This is a genomic window from Janthinobacterium sp. BJB401 (assembly GCF_013372745.1).
GTDB classification, from domain to species: Bacteria; Pseudomonadota; Gammaproteobacteria; order Burkholderiales; family Burkholderiaceae_D; genus Janthinobacterium; species Janthinobacterium rivuli.
The window spans coordinates 39,776-54,933 of record NZ_JABXFH010000018.1 but is presented as its reverse complement, the minus strand read 5'-3'; the positions used below and the strand labels follow the sequence as shown (position 1 = coordinate 54,933).

Below are 15,158 nucleotides of genomic sequence, written 5' to 3'. Positions count from 1 at the left end.
GCAGCTATTGCTATTCGGCTCATTAAAAATATGCGGATATGGCGCAAATAATGTGGAAATTTTTCCACAGTCTAGAGAGCAGTATCTCCCTGCCAACTTTGGCGGAAAAATTAACGTTTTGAGTAAGATTTTCAGGAATGTAATTTTCAGAAGCTGGCGTGGCGGAGGGCGATGTGTTGCAATGTGTTGCAACCACGCCTGCCGTGGGGCGAACGGCCGCTTTTGCTTAAAACCAAAGCAGCCTGATGCCGTATAATTTTAGACCCGGTGAAATCAGGCGATTGCCACCTTCTGCCTGCCCTACCCGGCCGGCACTCTCCGTCAGCTGATCCTGCTGGCCGCATCCGCCTCGTACCTGTCTTGTCGCCGCGCCGCCGCCCGTTTGCCTATTGAAAGCATGAAATGAACGATACCGTGATCCCCGCCATGTCCCCGACCGAAGCCACCTTGCGCGCCATTCTTGCGCGACGGATCATGATTCTCGACGGCGCGATGGGCACGATCATCCAGCAATACAAGCTCGACGAAGAAGCGTACCGTGGCGGCCCCGCCGGCCGCTTCATCGATTTCACCGCGCCGGCCGACAGTGGCGCGCGCGAACTGTTCGTCAAGGGCAATAATGAATTGCTGACCCTGACGCAGCCGCACATCATCCAGGAAATCCACGAGCGCTACCTGGCGGCCGGCGCCGACCTGATCGAAACGAATACCTTCGGCGCCACGACCATCGCGCAAGACGATTACCACATGGCCCACCTGGCCTATGAAATGAACGTGCAGGCGGCAAAACTGGCGCGCGCCGCCTGCGACAAGTATTCCACCCCGCACAAGCCGCGCTTCGTCGCCGGCGCCCTCGGGCCCACGCCGAAGACGGCGTCGATCTCGCCCGACGTGAACGACCCGGCCGCGCGCAACGTCAGTTTCGACCAGCTGGTGGCCGCCTACCTGCAGCAGACGCAGGGCCTGGTGGAAGGCGGCGCCGACGTGCTGCTGGTGGAAACCATTTTCGATACCCTCAACTGCAAGGCGGCCCTGTTCGCCATCGACCTGTTCTACGAGCAAAACCCGACCGTCGTGCGCCTGCCCTTGATGATTTCCGGCACCGTCACGGATGCGTCGGGACGCATCCTGTCGGGCCAGACCGTGCCCGCCTTCTGGAATTCCGTGCGCCACGCAAAACCGCTGACCATCGGCCTGAACTGCGCGCTGGGCGCCGCCCTGATGCGTCCGTACGCGGAAGAGCTGGCCAAGATCGCCGACACTTTCGTCTGCATCTACCCGAACGCGGGCTTGCCCAACCCCATGAGCGACACGGGCTTTGACGAGTTGCCAGCCGACACGTCCGCCCTGCTGCGCGAATTTGCCGACGCGGGCTTTTTGAACATGGCGGGCGGCTGCTGCGGCACCACGCCCGAGCACATCGCCGCCATCGGCGCATTGCTGTCGAAAAACACCCCGCGCACCGTACCGGCGCCATCGCACGACTTGCGCCTGGCGGGCCTGGAACCGTTCGTCGTCAATGACGAGTCGCTGTTCGTCAACGTGGGCGAGCGCACCAACGTCACGGGTTCGAAAGCGTTCGCGCGCATGATTCTCAACGAGCAATACGACGAAGCCCTGTCCGTGGCGCGCCAGCAAGTGGAAAACGGCGCGCAAGTGATCGACATCAACATGGATGAAGCGATGCTCGATTCGCTGGCCGCCATGACGCGCTTTTTGAACCTGATCGCCTCGGAACCCGATATTTCGCGCGTGCCCATCATGGTCGACTCGTCGAAATGGTCGGTCATCGAAGCGGGCCTGAAATGCGTGCAGGGCAAGGCCATCGTCAACTCGATTTCCATGAAGGAAGGCGAAGAGGAATTCCTGCGCCAGGCGAAACTGTGCCGCCGCTATGGCGCGGCCGTCATCGTCATGGCCTTCGATGAGAAGGGCCAGGCCGACACCTTCGAGCGCAAGATCGAGATTTGCGCGCGCGCGTATCAGCTGCTGATCGACGCGCTGGACTTCCCGCCGGAAGACATCATTTTCGACCCGAACATCTTTGCCGTCGCCACCGGCATCGAAGAGCACAACAACTACGCCGTCGACTTCATCAACGCCACGCGCTGGATCAAGGAAAACTTGCCGTACGCGAAGATCTCGGGCGGCGTATCGAACGTGTCCTTCAGTTTTCGCGGCAACGATCCCGCCCGCGAAGCCATCCACACGGTCTTCCTGTACCACGCCATCAAGGCCGGCATGACCATGGGCATCGTCAACGCCGGCATGGTGGGCGTCTACGACAACCTGGACCCGGAATTGCGCGAGCGCGTGGAAGACGTGGTGCTGAACCGCCGCGAAGACTCGACCGAGCGCATGATCGAATTTGCCGGCACCCTGAAGGCGGGCGGCAAGGCCGAGGCGCAAACCCTGGCCTGGCGCGAAGGCACGGTGCAGGCGCGCCTGTCGCATGCGCTGGTGCACGGCATCACGCAATTCATCGTGGAAGACACGGAAGAAGCGCGCCAGGAGCTGCTGCACAATGGCGGGCGCCCGATCCACGTGATCGAGGGGCCGCTGATGGCCGGCATGGACGTGGTCGGCGACCTGTTTGGCCAGGGCAAGATGTTCCTGCCGCAAGTGGTGAAATCGGCGCGCGTGATGAAACAGGCCGTGGCCCACTTGATCCCGTTTATCGAGGAAGAAAAGCTGCTGGAAGAAAAGCGCACGGGTATCGTCGCCAAGCCGAAGGGCAAGATCATCATGGCGACCGTGAAAGGCGACGTGCATGACATCGGCAAGAACATCGTGACCGTCGTTCTGCAATGCAATAACTTCGAAGTGGTGAACATGGGCGTGATGGTGCCGTGCTCGGAAATCCTGGCCCGCGCCAAGGTGGAAAACGCCGACATCATTGGTCTGTCTGGCCTGATCACGCCGTCCCTGGAAGAAATGGCGTATGTCGCCAAGGAAATGCAGCGCGACGAACATTTCCGCATGCTCAAGATTCCCCTGCTGATCGGCGGCGCCACCACCAGCCGCGCCCACACGGCCGTGAAAATCGCGCATAACTACGAAGGCCCCGTGATCTACGTGCCGGATGCCTCGCGTTCCGTGTCCGTGGCGCAGTCGCTGTTGACGCCGGAACAGCGCGACAAGTACGTGGAAGACATCGAACTCGACTACGCGCGCATCCGCGAGCAGCACGCCAACAAGAAGGCCCTGCCCATCCTGCCGCTGGCGCAAGCGCGTGCCAACCGGATGGTCGTGCCTTTCGACGGCGCCTGCACGCCCGTGAAACCAAAGTTCATCGGCCGCCGCCTGTTTAAAAATGTCGACCTGGCCACCCTGGCCAACTATATCGACTGGGGCCCGTTCTTCCAGACCTGGGACCTGGCTGGCCCCTTCCCCGCCATTTTGACGGATGAAGTGGTGGGCGACGCGGCCACCAAGGTGTACGCGGAAGGCCAGGCCTTGCTGAAAAAGCTCATCGACGGACGCTGGCTGACGGCCAATGGCGTCGTGTCCTTGCTGCCGGCCAACAGCGTCAATGACGACGATATCGAGGTGTACACGGACGATACGCGCAGTAGCGTGGCGTTCACCTACTACGGCATGCGCCAGCAGGGCGTCAAACCCGTGGTCGACGGCGTGCAGCGTCCAAACCAGTGCCTGGCCGATTTCATTGCGCCGAAGGCATCGGGCGTGAAAGATTACATCGGCATGTTCGCCGTCACGTCCGGCCTGGGCATTGAAAAGTACGAAAAACGCTTCGAGGATGCGCACGACGATTACTCGTCCATCATGCTCAAATCGCTGGCCGACCGCCTGGCCGAGGCGTTTGCCGAATACCTGCACGAGCGCGTACGCAAGGATTTGTGGGGCTATGTGCCGGATGAACACCTGGGCAACGACGACATGATCGCCGAGAAATATGTCGGCATCCGCCCGGCGCCAGGCTACCCCGCGTGCCCCGAGCACACGGTCAAGAAACAGATGTTCGAGGTCATGCAGGCCGAGGAAATCGGCATGCAGCTGACGGAATCGTACGCCATGTTCCCCGGCGCGGCCGTGTCCGGCTTCTATTTTGCCCACCCGGAATCGAAATACTTCGTCGTCGGCAAGATCGGCATGGACCAGGTGGAAGACATGGCCAAGCGCCGTGGCGCCAATATCGAGGACGTGGAACGCTGGCTGTCGCCGAACCTGTCATAAGCGGTGAGAAGGCGCGCGGAACTTTTCGCGCGCCGCAGCGCACTAACGCAGTATGCCGGCCGGCATGCTGCATGCCCGCTCCGGCCCGTTCTCAATTGGCAAGGAGGTAATATGGCAAGCAACTTCAAACTGAAACGCTGGCAGGATCAGGTGATCCTGTTGCTGGGCCTGTGGCTCGTCGTCTCGCCCTGGGCCTTTTCCTACCCCGAGGGGTCACCGCAGATGATCAACGCCTTTGTCTCGGGCCTGGTGATCGCCGGTCTGGCCGCCTTCGACCTGTACAAGACCTATTTCTGGGCCGTCGTCGTCAACCTGCTGGTGGGCGTGTGGGTGGCGGCCTCGCCGTGGGTGCTGCGGCTGGCCGATCAGCCCGTCGTCATGTGGAACGAGCTGATCGTCGGTATCGCCGTCGTCGTGCTGGCCCTGTGGGAATTGCGCACCGACCCCGAGCTGCACAAGCACTGGCCAGGTGCGGCGGCGTAGCGGCGCAAAAAAGCCCTGTCACGGCGACGCCGTGCAGGGCTGTTTTTTTGGACGGGTCGCGTAGGTCGGATTAGCGCTTGCGCGTAATCCGACACCACAGTCATCGCCAACAATGTTGTCGGATTACGCGTGGCCTGGCGGCCGCGCTAATCCGACCTACAGCGCATACCTTACAACGTTATCGCTCCATTCGTAGGCGGCCATTTCCAGCTCCACCAGGTCGTCCGGCGACATGGCCAGGTCGCGCAGGGTTGGCACGATCTCGCCTTCCATGTCTTCGATGCGCTCGATGCATTCGGCCAGGCGCAGCAGGTCGCCATAGAAACCTTCGCGCGACAGCAGCGCTTCGGCCACTTCGTCGATGACTTCGATCTGGCTGAGGATTTCCGACATCGGCACGCCGAACAGGGTATCCATCAGCGACATGATGCCGACCGTAAAGGCGATATCGGCCGAATGGGCGTGGTTGGGGCGCAGTTTATGCGCAAGCAATTCCAGCAAACGGCCGCGCGTGGTGGCCAGCATCAGCAGCGGCGTCATGCTATGACCGCGCTTGCTTGGCTCCGCATACAGCATGATTTGCAGCCAGCGCTGCAATTGGCGGCGGCCCAGCACGGTGACGGCCTGGCTCAGCGAATCGATGCGCTGGCGCGCGCCCACGGCCGGCGTATTGACCAGGCGCAGCAGGTTCAGGGCCAGCGACACGTCGCGCTTGATGGCGCGCTCGATGTCCATATTGTCGGCGTCGGACGTCACCAGTGTCATCAGTTCCATGACGGCCAGTTGCGACGGCGACAGCTTCTTGCCCGTCATGATGGCGGGCTTGGCAAAGTAATAACCCTGGAAGTAATCGAAGCCCAGGTCCAGGCCCGATTTGAATTCTTCGCGCGTCTCGACCTTTTCCGCCACCAGTTTCTTGTTTTCCTGCTTGAAACGGGGCGCCAGGGCCGCCAGCACTTTCGGATCGACCGTGCTCATGTCCATCTTGACGTATTGCACCAGCGGCAGCAGTTCCTGCACTTGCGCCGTGTCGGAGACGACGTTTTCCAGCGCAAAGGTGAAGCCATGGCCCACCAGTTCACTGATGCGCGCGCGCACTTCCGGCGTGACGGGCATCGATTCGACGATTTCCAGCACCACTTTTTCACGCGGCAGGAAGACGAAGATGTCGCTCATGATCACGTCGGCATCGACGTTGACGAAACCGAGCGCGTCGCCGATGACCTTTTCCATGCCCAGCTGGGAAGCGTGGGCGATGACGGACGCCGTGGCGGACAGGTCGCTGGTAATGTTGGCGGGACCGACCGGAGCGTTGCGGAATAGCAACTCATAGCCAAACAGGGCTTGATTGCGGTCAAGAATAGGTTGTCGCCCCAGATAGAACTCGCGCACGCGCAAGGGTTTCGGGGTGATGTCGTTGCTGGAAATATCGATCATTAACTCTTCATCAATCACGTCGAGTGACACCGGCCGCGCCGCGCCCGTATCAAGGTTCACTATTGACAATACTTTAGCTGAATTCCGCCCGCGCTGTGGGTATTTTGGCAGCAATCCAGTTTATTGTCGTCAACAAATTAGGGCACTGGCGTGTCTTGCACCATCCCGTCGACAAATAATTTCAACTCGCCCGGCGCAAACGCCGTCCATTGCTCATTTGTCGTCAGCGGCTGGGTAACGATCACGGCCACTCTGTCCTGCGGTGTCGTGACCTGGGAAAAGTCCACGCTCAGGTCTTCATCGGAGAGTTTAGCAGTTGGAAACGGATGTTGTCGCACCAGATAGTGCAAGCTGGTCGAGCAATGGGCAAACAGCGCCTCGCCGCTCGACAGCATCATGTTGAAGGTGCCGTGGGCAGCGATGCTGGGCAACAACTCCCCCAGGGCCGCATGCAGTTGCGGCAAGGCCGGCGGAGCGTCGCCAAAGCGCGCGTGCAATTCCTGCAGCAGGTAGCAGAAAGCCAGTTCGCTGTCGGTGCAGCCGACGGGGCGGTAACTGCCCGTCAGCACGGGATGGAATTCCTTCAAATCGCCATTGTGGGCAAAGACCCAGTAGCGGCCCCACAGTTCGCGCACGAAGGGGTGGCAGTTTTCCAGCGCCACCTGGCCTTGCGTGGCCTTGCGGATATGCGCGATGACATTGCGCGACTTGATCGGGTAGCGCTTGATCAGTTCGGCCACTGGCGAGGCGATGGCCGCCTGGTGGTCGACGAAATGGCGCACGCCGGCGCCTTCGAAAAAGGCGATGCCCCAGCCGTCATGGTGGGTATCGGTATGGCCGCCGCGCATGGCGAAGCCGGTAAAACTAAAGACAATGTCCGTGGGGACATTGCAATTCATTCCGAGAAGTTGGCACATGGTCTGTTTGCAGCGGGATAACACGGCCACCATACCACGCCGCCTGGCGGATTGGTATGGCGGCGATGGCCATCCGATCAGTGCAACAGCACGGGCTGGCTCATGAGGGAATCGTAGCTGCCCAGGAATTCATCGATCTCTTCCATGCTGGGTTCGCTGGCGATCAGCTCCGTGACGTCGCGGCGAAAGTTTTGCGCCAGGATGCCGGCGATAAATGTCTCGCGTTTGCCCCCCTTGTCGACGATTTCATAGCCGCCAAAGCGCAGGGCTTCCAGGTCGCCGTCGATGCCGAATTCCACGACGCTGTATTGTTCGCTGTTATAGATCAGGTTCATTTTGCATCCTTCGCTCAAGCAGGAGAAGCTCCTGCGGTTTCAGGACAGAGGTGGGGTTCACACGCCGCCATTTCAAGCGGCCAGGCCACCCTGCGGGCTACAGAGTTGTAACGAGATGCAAACTGCGACTGCGGTAAGTCGATCGAAAAATCGTCAGGCAAGCACGATGTCCGCTTGCAGCGCCAGCAAGGCATCGTAGGGACTGGCGGTGAGCCAGGTGCGCAATTGTTCGATGTGCGTGGCGTCAGCCAGGCTGATGAACAAGTGCGCGGGTGGATGGCGCAGCAGACGATTCAATGTTACACGCAATACGAGATTGCCGCTGCAGCACAGGCAACCGGGTGCGATGCGCAACAGTTGCAAGGGAAATGATGGAGAAGGGGAAACTTGCTCGGCCAGGTCGGCCAGGATGGCGTTGCCATCGGCAAGGCCTTCGAGGATCACGGCGGCCGGCTGGTTCGGCGGCAAGGCTTGCGCGATGGCAGCCTCGCGCCCGGCGGCGCGTCCACCGCTGACCAGGGTCAGCGGCGTCGGACGCCGCACGGCTGCCGTCACAGGCTTTTCTTGGCCAGCTTGCCCGGTTCGACGCCCAGCTGTTTCAGCTTGCGGTACAAATGGGTGCGCTCCAGGCCCGTTTTTTCCGCCACGCGGGTCATGCTGCCGCCTTCGCGACCCAGGTGGTGTTCGAAATACATGCGCTCGAACGCGTCGCGCGCCTCGCGCAGGGGCAAGTCGAACGACAGGTTGTAGCCATGGCCTTCGGCCACCGCCGGGACGGCGATGCCTGGGCGTACCATCAGCTGTTGCGGCGCGCTGCCGCCAAAGCTGGGCACGGGATGGCTGCTTTCCTCGGCCACCACGGGCGCCACGGGACGCGCTGCCACGCTCGGCGCGCGCACGGTTTCCTGTGCCCGCGTCAAGCCTTGCTGGACCGCCTTCAGCAGTTTTTGCAGGGCAATCGGTTTTTCCAGGAAGTTCATGGCGCCGATGCGCGTCGCCTCGACCGCCGTATCGATGGTGGCGTGGCCCGACATCATGATCACCGGCATGGTCAGCAAACCGTCGCGCTGCCATTCCTTGAGCAAGGTGACGCCATCGGTGTCGGGCATCCAGATATCCAGCAATACCAGATCCGGCGCACCGGCGGCACGCGCTTCGCGTGCCTGCTGCGCATTTTCGGCCAGCTGGATAGCATGTCCTTCGTCGCCCAAAATTTCCGAGAGCAACTCACGGATACCCATTTCATCATCCACTACGAGTATGTTTGCCATTCGTGTCTTGCCTTCCTCATTTCGCCGGCCGTCGCGCACAAGATGCACACGGCGGACAACTATGATTTTATTAGTGTTTTAAATACTAAACCAGACCCTCACGCCAGGAATTCCTGGGCAGGAGTGTCGGGAGCTAACTTTAACAGCAAAATGACCACCGAAGCGCCATTGCCGTCGACCCGGTTCTCGATATCGATGCGTCCGCCGTGTTCATCGATAATTTTCTTGACCATCGCCAGGCCCAATCCCGTGCCGCGCGCCTTCGAGGTCACGTAGGGCTCGAAAGCCCGTGCCAGGATTTTTGGCGCGAAACCAGGGCCATTGTCGCTGATGGCCAGCCGCACGGCGATATTCACGCCGCCGTCCGCACTGCGATAATGAATTGCTTCCGTCCTTACGTCAATCCGCGGATGCGGCGAGTCCGGCGGCAGGTCGGCCATCGCGTCCTGCGCATTCTGCAGCAGGTTATGGATCACCTGGCGCAACTGGGTCGGATCGCCCATCACCATCGGCAGATTCGGCGCCAGCAGCGGGTGGATGATGTCGCCATCGTCGCCGCGCAGGTACAGGTTCAGGATTTCCTCGATCAGCTCGTTCAGGCGCAGCGGCGTGAGCACGGCCGGCGGCGTGCGCGCATAGTCGCGGAAGTCGTCGACCATGCGCTTCATCGCATCGACCTGCTTGACGATGGTGGTGGTGGCGCGGTTGAGCAGATCGGCATCGAGCTGCTCCAGCTTGCCTTCGAGCTTCATCTGCAGGCGCTCGGCCGACAGCTGGATCGGCGTGAGCGGATTCTTGATTTCATGCGCCAGGCGGCGCGCCACCTCGCCCCAGGCGATCGAGCGCTGCGCGGAAATCACGTCGGAAATATCATCGAAGACGACGATGTAGCCGCTGCCGGACTCCAGCGGCAGGCGCGAGCCGCGCGCCAGCAAGGTGATGTCATGCTCGTCGGCACTACTGCCCAGGCGGCGCGGAATCTCGATCTGCCGCTGCCAGTGCAATCGCTGCTGGTTGCGGCCCGACGCCGATTGCGCGCTTTGCGCCGTGAAGGCGCTGATGATGGCGCCGCCAAACTCTTCCATTCCAACAATATGCGCCAGCGGCTGGCCCACCATGCTCATGCCCGAATGCTGCAGGATGCGCTCAACCGATTCATTGCAGGTCACCAGTTTGAAGTCGCCGTCGAGCACCATCACGCCGGCCGACATGTTCGCCAGCACCGATTCCAGGTGGGCCTTGGCGTTTTGCAAGGCGGCGCGGTTGCTTTCCACAGCCGTGCGCGCATCGAGCAACTGGCGCGTCATGATGTTGAACGACTGCGTCAGGGTGCCCAGTTCATCCTTGGTGGCAACGATGGGACGCGGCGACAGGTCACCCTCGGCCACGGCGCGCGTGCCTTCGGCCAGCAGCAGCAGGGGCTGGGCCAGGTTGCCCGCGATCAGGAAAGCGCTGCCGATGGCGCCAAAGATGGCCAGCAGCAAGGTCAGGGTGAGGATTTCCATATACATCTTGCGCAAGCCCACGCGCGCGACGAAACGTTCCTTGTATTCGCTGTAGGCGGCGCGCAGCACCTCGCCGTTCGTCGCCAGCTTGGGCGGCACCGATTGCAGCAGTTGCAAATAGCGGGGCGAGACGGACGGTCCCGGCACGGCTACCAGCACGCGCAGGCGCAGGCTGGCCGCCGTTTCCAGCGACGCTGGCAGGCCCGAGCGGAAACCACCGCCACCCGATTCCGCGCCATCATCGTGCAACTCCAGCCCCCCTTCGGCCGAGGCATAGCCGGCCGGCAAGGCCGCCTGCACCAGCATGGCCGGCGTCGGCAAGTCGGCCGCGCTGTGCGGCCCGGCGCTGGCCAGCAGCACACCGTCGCCGCTGACGAGCATGGCATTTTGCATGCCCTCTTCGCGCAGCAGACTGGTCAGCACGGCCGGGCCGGCCACCGGGTCGGCGCCCATTTCTTCGACGGCCTTGCGGCCCCGGTGGTCGAGCTCGACCAAGGCCGCGTCGAGGCCGGCACGGCCCAGCTCAATCCCCGATTCCAGCGCCGCTTCGATCTTGACGTTGAACCAGGATTCGATCGAGTGGGAAACAAATTGCACTGACACAAGGAAAATCACCAGGCCCGGCAGGATGCCGACGGCGGCGAACAGCATCACCAGGCGCGTCATCAGCTTGGAGCCGAACTTGCCGCTCTTGTAGCGCGCGTACAGGCGGGCCAGGGAAATGCCCACCAGCGCCAGCAGCGACACGGCGACAGCCGCGTTCAGGCCCAGCAGCCAGGTGTAGTAACGGTCGAAAAAGCCGGAATTGTCGGAAGCCGACGCCAGCAGGAACAGCAGGATACTGACAATGCCGCCGCCCACCACCAGCAGATAGCGCAATGCTTGACTCACTACTCCGCCGTATACAAGAAGGTTTTTTTATTCGAAGCCAGGCGCCAGTCGCTGTTATTGAAGGCATTGACCTGTATCGGCTTGGGCAGGTAGTCGCGGTCCATGCCCATGCGCAAGGTGACGTTATACGTCTGCCCCACTTTCAGCTCGCCGCGCCGCGCCACCAGCCAGCGGCTGGGACGGCGGATCAGGAACAGCGCATCGTCGAGCGTGGGGAAGCTTTGCTGCAAGCCAACGCCAGACACATGATACTGGCGCGTGAGCACGTTGTAGGACAGTTTGCTGGTCTGGCGCGCCACGATGGCTTTTTCATCGAACCAGTACCAGCGGGGCCGGGTCAGTTCGATTTCGGTCGTGAAATACAGCGGCACGCCATGCTGTACCGCATCATCGAGGTCGTGATTGAGCTCGAAGGAATACGTGGCGGCCAGCTTGTAGCCCTCTTCGCCCGACTCGATGTAGGCACGGGTGATGTCGACCATGTCGGCGGCATGCGCGCGTGGCATGGTACATGCCAGCATCAGCAGCAGGGCCAGGAGTCGGAAGAGTCGTGTTGTCACAAGTGTGCCGGTGTAGTCCGTAGGATAAGGTTCGACGAATCGCTCAAGCCGCATTTTTTTGGAAGAGCGCATAGAACAAACCGTCGTGGTCCTGCTCCGCGCTGCCAGTCGGCAACAGCTGGCCAGGCGCTGTCAATCGGGTTGCATTATTGCGTACCGCAAATGCCGCCGCCTGTGCCTCGGATTCTTGCGGCCACAATGAACATGTCACGAACAGCAATTTACCATCGGGGCGCAGCATCTGCCACAGGTTGTCCAGAATTTTGGATGAAAGTGTTGCAAGTTGGAACGCATCGCCCTTGCGGCGCAACCAGCGAATGTCCGGATGGCGGCGCACGATGCCCGAGGCCGTGCACGGCACGTCGGCCAGGATGCGGTCGAACTGCTGGCCGTCCCACCACGCGCTCGATTGCGCATCCTGCGCCTTCAGGGTGGCGTCCAGGCCCAGACGCTCGAGGTTTTCCGCGATGCGCGGCAGGCGCTTGGCGTCCGCGTCGATGGCCGTCACGTGCACGTCGGCCAGTTCCAGGATGTGGCACGTCTTGCCGCCAGGTGCCGCGCAGGCGTCCAGCACGCGCATGCCATCGTGCAAGTCCAGCAGCGGCGCGGCCAGTTGCGCGCCAGCATCTTGCACGGAGACGACGCCCTGCTCAAAGCCGGGAATCAGGGCCACGCCGATCGGCTTGTCCAGGCGCACGGCGAACGGTCCCACCTGGCGCGCGGCAATGCCCGCCTCCGCCAGCACGGCCAGATACGCTTCGACCGTACTCTTGCGGCGGTTCACGCGCAGGGTCAAGGGCGGCACGGCATTGCCGGCCGTCAAAATGGCTTGCCAGTCGCGCGGATAAGCCAGGCGCAGCGAGTCGATCCACCACTGCGGATAATTCCATTGCGCCAACGGCTGCTGCAGGGCCGCTTCCAGCAAGGATTTGCGCTCGCGCAAGAAACGGCGCAGCACGGCATTCACCATGCCCTTGGCGTGCGCCAGGTCAGGGTGCGAGGTGGCGACCGTGACGGCCTGGTCCACCACCGTGAATTCTTCGTACGGCTGCTCGCCCGGCTCGGCCGACATCAGCGACAGCGCACAGCACAGCAGCGCGGCCAGCATCGGCGGCTCGGGCGCCTTCGACGTCATCAGGCCGACCAGGGTTTCGCTGCGGCCCAGCTGGCGCATGGTGCGATAGGAAATATCCTGGATCGCGCCGCGCGCCTGCGGGCTGGCGTTCGATTGCATAAACACCTTGGCCAGCGCCTGCGGCAGGGCCGTGCCCGTGCGCACTTGCGCCACGGCATTGGCCGCGCCCAGCAGGCAAAACGCCAGCGAGTCGGCGCGCAAATCGGGTTGGAAGCCTGGCTGCAAGACCGGTTTCAGGTCGGGATGGTAGCTGGGACGCAGTTTCGGTGCGGCAGGCGCCTGGCCTGGCGCCGGCTTGGTTTTCAATTTCAGCGTAGGGCGCTTGTTCATAGTTATCCGGTGTGGCTGCGCGCGGCGGGCTGCATGGTGGCAAAGTCGCGGCCGCGCGTCATCAATAAAGGGTCGATTGTAGCGTTTGTGGCGCCCTCTGGCCCAGGCGATTGCAGCGATACCTGTAAATTGCGGCAAAAAACTGCATATATACAAGCAGAATGCCCCATGCTGATGTTTTCGTGCACCAACATGGGCATGCTGTCCTGATAATATCGTGAAACGCGCCGGCACGGGCACACTGCCTGCCAGCGTATTGTTCCCGGCAGCAAACCAGTATAATTAACGCAGTCTGGGCGGCTTGGGTACTGGCCGTCCGTTTTGCTTTTTGATTCATTCTATTCATTCTTAACGCGGTTCCGCCGCCATCCTGCTCATGCTCGCCCAACAGAAACAAGAAATCATCGCCCTGTTCCAGGCCGCCCTCGCTCCCGTCCTGGCCGGCACTTCGCTAGCGCCTGCCGTGGTGCTCGAGCGACCACGCGATGCATCGCATGGCGACGTCGCCTGCAATATCGCCATGCAACTGGCCAAGCAGCTGAAACAGAATCCCCGCGAACTGGCGCAAACCATCGTGACGGCCGTACTGGCTAACCCGGCCGGCAAGGGCCTGATCGAGGCAGTGGAAATCGCCGGTCCCGGCTTCATCAACGTGCGCGTGTCAAACGCCGCCAAGCAGGCCGTGGTGAAAACCATCCTGAGCGAAGCCGACGGCTATGGCCGCAGCACGGCAGGCGCCGGCAAGCAAGTCATCCTGGAATTCGTCTCGGCCAATCCGACCGGTCCGCTGCACGTGGGCCACGGCCGCCAGGCGGCGCTGGGCGACGCCCTGTCCTCGCTGTTCGACGCGCAAGGCTACCAGGTGACGCGCGAGTTCTACTATAACGACGCAGGCGTGCAGATCCAGACCCTGGCCAATTCCGTGCAGGCGCGCGCGCGCGGCTTCAAGCCCGGCGATGCCGAATGGCCAGAGTCCGCCTACAACGGCGACTACATCGCCGACATCGCCAACGACTTCAAGGCCGGCAAGACCGTCTCGGCCAGCGATGGCCAGCCGGCGTCGGCCAATGGCAACGTGGAAGACATCGATTCGATCCGCCCGTTCGCCGTGACTTACCTGCGCAACGAGCAGGACATCGACTTGCAGGCGTTTGGCGTGAAGTTCGACAATTACTACCTGGAATCGTCGCTGTACGCGGACGGCAAGGTCAATAGCGCCGTCGAAACCCTGATCAAGGCGGGCCACACCTACGAGCAGGATGGCGCGCTGTGGCTGCGCACCACCGACTTCGGCGACGACAAGGACCGCGTGATGCGCAAGACGGACGGCACCTACACGTATTTCGTGCCGGACGTCGCGTACCACCTGGTGAAATGGCAGCGCGGCTTCGTGCAAGCCATCAATATTCAGGGCAGCGACCACCACGGCACCATCGCGCGCGTACGCGCCGGTCTGCAGGCGGTCGACATGGGCATCCCGCAAGGCTACCCCGACTACGTGCTGCACAAGATGGTCACCGTCATGAAGGACGGCGAAGAAGTCAAGATTTCGAAGCGCGCCGGCTCCTACGTCACCGTGCGCGACCTGATCGAATGGTCGGGCGGCGGCGACATCGCCAAAGGCCGCGACGCCGTGCGCTTCTTCCTGATCTCGCGCAAGGCCGACACGGAATTCGTCTTCGACGTCGACGTGGCGCTGAAAACCACCGATGAAAACCCCGTCTATTACGTGCAGTACGCGCATGCGCGCATCTGCCGCATCCTGGAAAACTGGGGCGGCGATGCCAGCACGGCCGCCAACGTCGACCTTTCCCCACTGACGGCGCCGACCGAAGCAACCCTGCTGGCGACCCTGGCCGCCTACCCGGAAATGCTGGCGCGTGCGCAAGCGGAACTGGGACCGCACCAGGTCGCCTTCTACCTGCGCGACCTGGCCGCCAACCTGCACAGCTTCTACTTCGCCGAAAAAGTGCTGGTCGAGGACGAAGCCGTCAAGATGGCCCGCCTGGCCCTCGTCATCGCCGCGCGCCAGGTACTGCGCAACGGCCTGGCACTGATCGGCGTATCCGCGCCAAACAAAATGTAATCGCGAAGGTC

Annotated in this window: 11 protein-coding genes; 3 read left to right on the top strand and 8 right to left on the bottom strand. The window is 62.0% G+C overall.

Annotated features, from left to right (window positions below; genetic code table 11):
* Window positions 1-402: 402 nt before the first annotated feature.
* Together metH and HWE17_RS13860 are read left to right on the top strand one after the other, a co-directional pair.
* Window positions 403-4,197: a methionine synthase gene (gene metH / locus HWE17_RS13865; protein WP_176389133.1), complete on the top strand. Its 3,795-nt coding sequence runs from the start codon at window positions 403-405 to the stop codon at window positions 4,195-4,197.
* A 111-nt stretch (window positions 4,198-4,308) separates the two neighbouring features.
* The gene (locus tag HWE17_RS13860) at window positions 4,309-4,680 is read left to right on the top strand and encodes an SPW repeat protein (RefSeq protein ID WP_099403347.1); all 372 of its coding nucleotides are present in this window, start codon (window positions 4,309-4,311) and stop codon (window positions 4,678-4,680) included.
* A gap of 156 nt (window positions 4,681-4,836) precedes the next feature.
* On the opposite strand, the gene HWE17_RS13855 is transcribed toward HWE17_RS13860, so the two are convergent.
* The 8 genes from HWE17_RS13855 to rsmB form a co-directional block, all read right to left on the bottom strand.
* Window positions 4,837-6,117 carry an EAL and HDOD domain-containing protein gene (locus HWE17_RS13855; protein ID WP_035824533.1) on the bottom strand — a complete coding sequence of 427 codons (1,281 nt, stop codon included), beginning with the start codon at window positions 6,115-6,117 and terminating at the stop codon, window positions 4,837-4,839.
* Window positions 6,118-6,254: 137 nt separating this feature from the next.
* A complete protein-coding gene (locus tag HWE17_RS13850; RefSeq protein ID WP_081922850.1) occupies window positions 6,255-7,034 on the bottom strand; it encodes a class II glutamine amidotransferase in 780 nt (259 codons plus the stop codon).
* Window positions 7,035-7,111: 77 nt separating this feature from the next.
* Window positions 7,112-7,369, bottom strand: coding sequence for a DUF3567 domain-containing protein (locus HWE17_RS13845; RefSeq protein ID WP_035824528.1), 258 nt, complete (start codon window positions 7,367-7,369; stop codon window positions 7,112-7,114).
* A gap of 153 nt (window positions 7,370-7,522) precedes the next feature.
* Window positions 7,523-7,924 (bottom strand): GTPase, encoded by a 402-nt coding sequence (locus HWE17_RS13840; RefSeq protein WP_176389132.1) that lies wholly within the window; start codon window positions 7,922-7,924, stop codon window positions 7,523-7,525.
* Window positions 7,921-8,640: a response regulator gene (locus tag HWE17_RS13835; RefSeq protein WP_035824525.1), complete on the bottom strand. Its 720-nt coding sequence runs from the start codon at window positions 8,638-8,640 to the stop codon at window positions 7,921-7,923. The genes HWE17_RS13840 and HWE17_RS13835 overlap by 4 nt, the downstream gene beginning before the upstream one ends.
* A gap of 98 nt (window positions 8,641-8,738) precedes the next feature.
* Window positions 8,739-11,036, bottom strand: a complete 2,298-nt coding sequence (locus tag HWE17_RS13830; RefSeq protein WP_099403349.1) for a PAS domain-containing sensor histidine kinase — start codon at window positions 11,034-11,036, stop codon at window positions 8,739-8,741.
* Window positions 11,036-11,542: a DUF4390 domain-containing protein gene (locus tag HWE17_RS13825; protein ID WP_225243733.1), complete on the bottom strand. Its 507-nt coding sequence runs from the start codon at window positions 11,540-11,542 to the stop codon at window positions 11,036-11,038. The genes HWE17_RS13830 and HWE17_RS13825 overlap by 1 nt, the downstream gene beginning before the upstream one ends.
* A gap of 97 nt (window positions 11,543-11,639) precedes the next feature.
* Window positions 11,640-13,061, bottom strand: coding sequence for a 16S rRNA (cytosine(967)-C(5))-methyltransferase RsmB (gene rsmB, locus HWE17_RS13820; protein ID WP_176389131.1), 1,422 nt, complete (start codon window positions 13,059-13,061; stop codon window positions 11,640-11,642).
* 376 nt (window positions 13,062-13,437) lie between these two features.
* Here rsmB and argS point away from each other — a divergent pair, with 376 nt between their 5' ends.
* On the top strand, window positions 13,438-15,147 hold the full coding sequence (argS, locus tag HWE17_RS13815; RefSeq protein WP_176389130.1) for an arginine--tRNA ligase: 1,710 nt from the start codon (window positions 13,438-13,440) through the stop codon (window positions 15,145-15,147).
* Window positions 15,148-15,158 lie beyond the last annotated feature (11 nt).

Bases quoted from the DNA above. Each gene is read 5' to 3' on its own strand.
- HWE17_RS13855 (WP_035824533.1), bottom strand. From the start codon at position 6,117: ATGATCGATATTTCCAGCAACGACATCACCCCGAAACCCTTGCGCGTG.
- HWE17_RS13845 (WP_035824528.1), bottom strand. From the start codon at position 7,369: ATGAACCTGATCTATAACAGCGAACAATACAGCGTCGTGGAATTCGGC.
- argS (WP_176389130.1), top strand. From the start codon at position 13,438: ATGCTCGCCCAACAGAAACAAGAAATCATCGCCCTGTTCCAGGCCGCC.
- metH (WP_176389133.1), top strand. From the start codon at position 403: ATGAACGATACCGTGATCCCCGCCATGTCCCCGACCGAAGCCACCTTG.
- HWE17_RS13835 (WP_035824525.1), bottom strand. From the start codon at position 8,640: ATGGCAAACATACTCGTAGTGGATGATGAAATGGGTATCCGTGAGTTG.
- HWE17_RS13825 (WP_225243733.1), bottom strand. From the start codon at position 11,542: ATGCCACGCGCGCATGCCGCCGACATGGTCGACATCACCCGTGCCTAC.
- rsmB (WP_176389131.1), bottom strand. From the start codon at position 13,061: ATGAACAAGCGCCCTACGCTGAAATTGAAAACCAAGCCGGCGCCAGGC.
- HWE17_RS13850 (WP_081922850.1), bottom strand. From the start codon at position 7,034: ATGTGCCAACTTCTCGGAATGAATTGCAATGTCCCCACGGACATTGTC.
- HWE17_RS13860 (WP_099403347.1), top strand. From the start codon at position 4,309: ATGGCAAGCAACTTCAAACTGAAACGCTGGCAGGATCAGGTGATCCTG.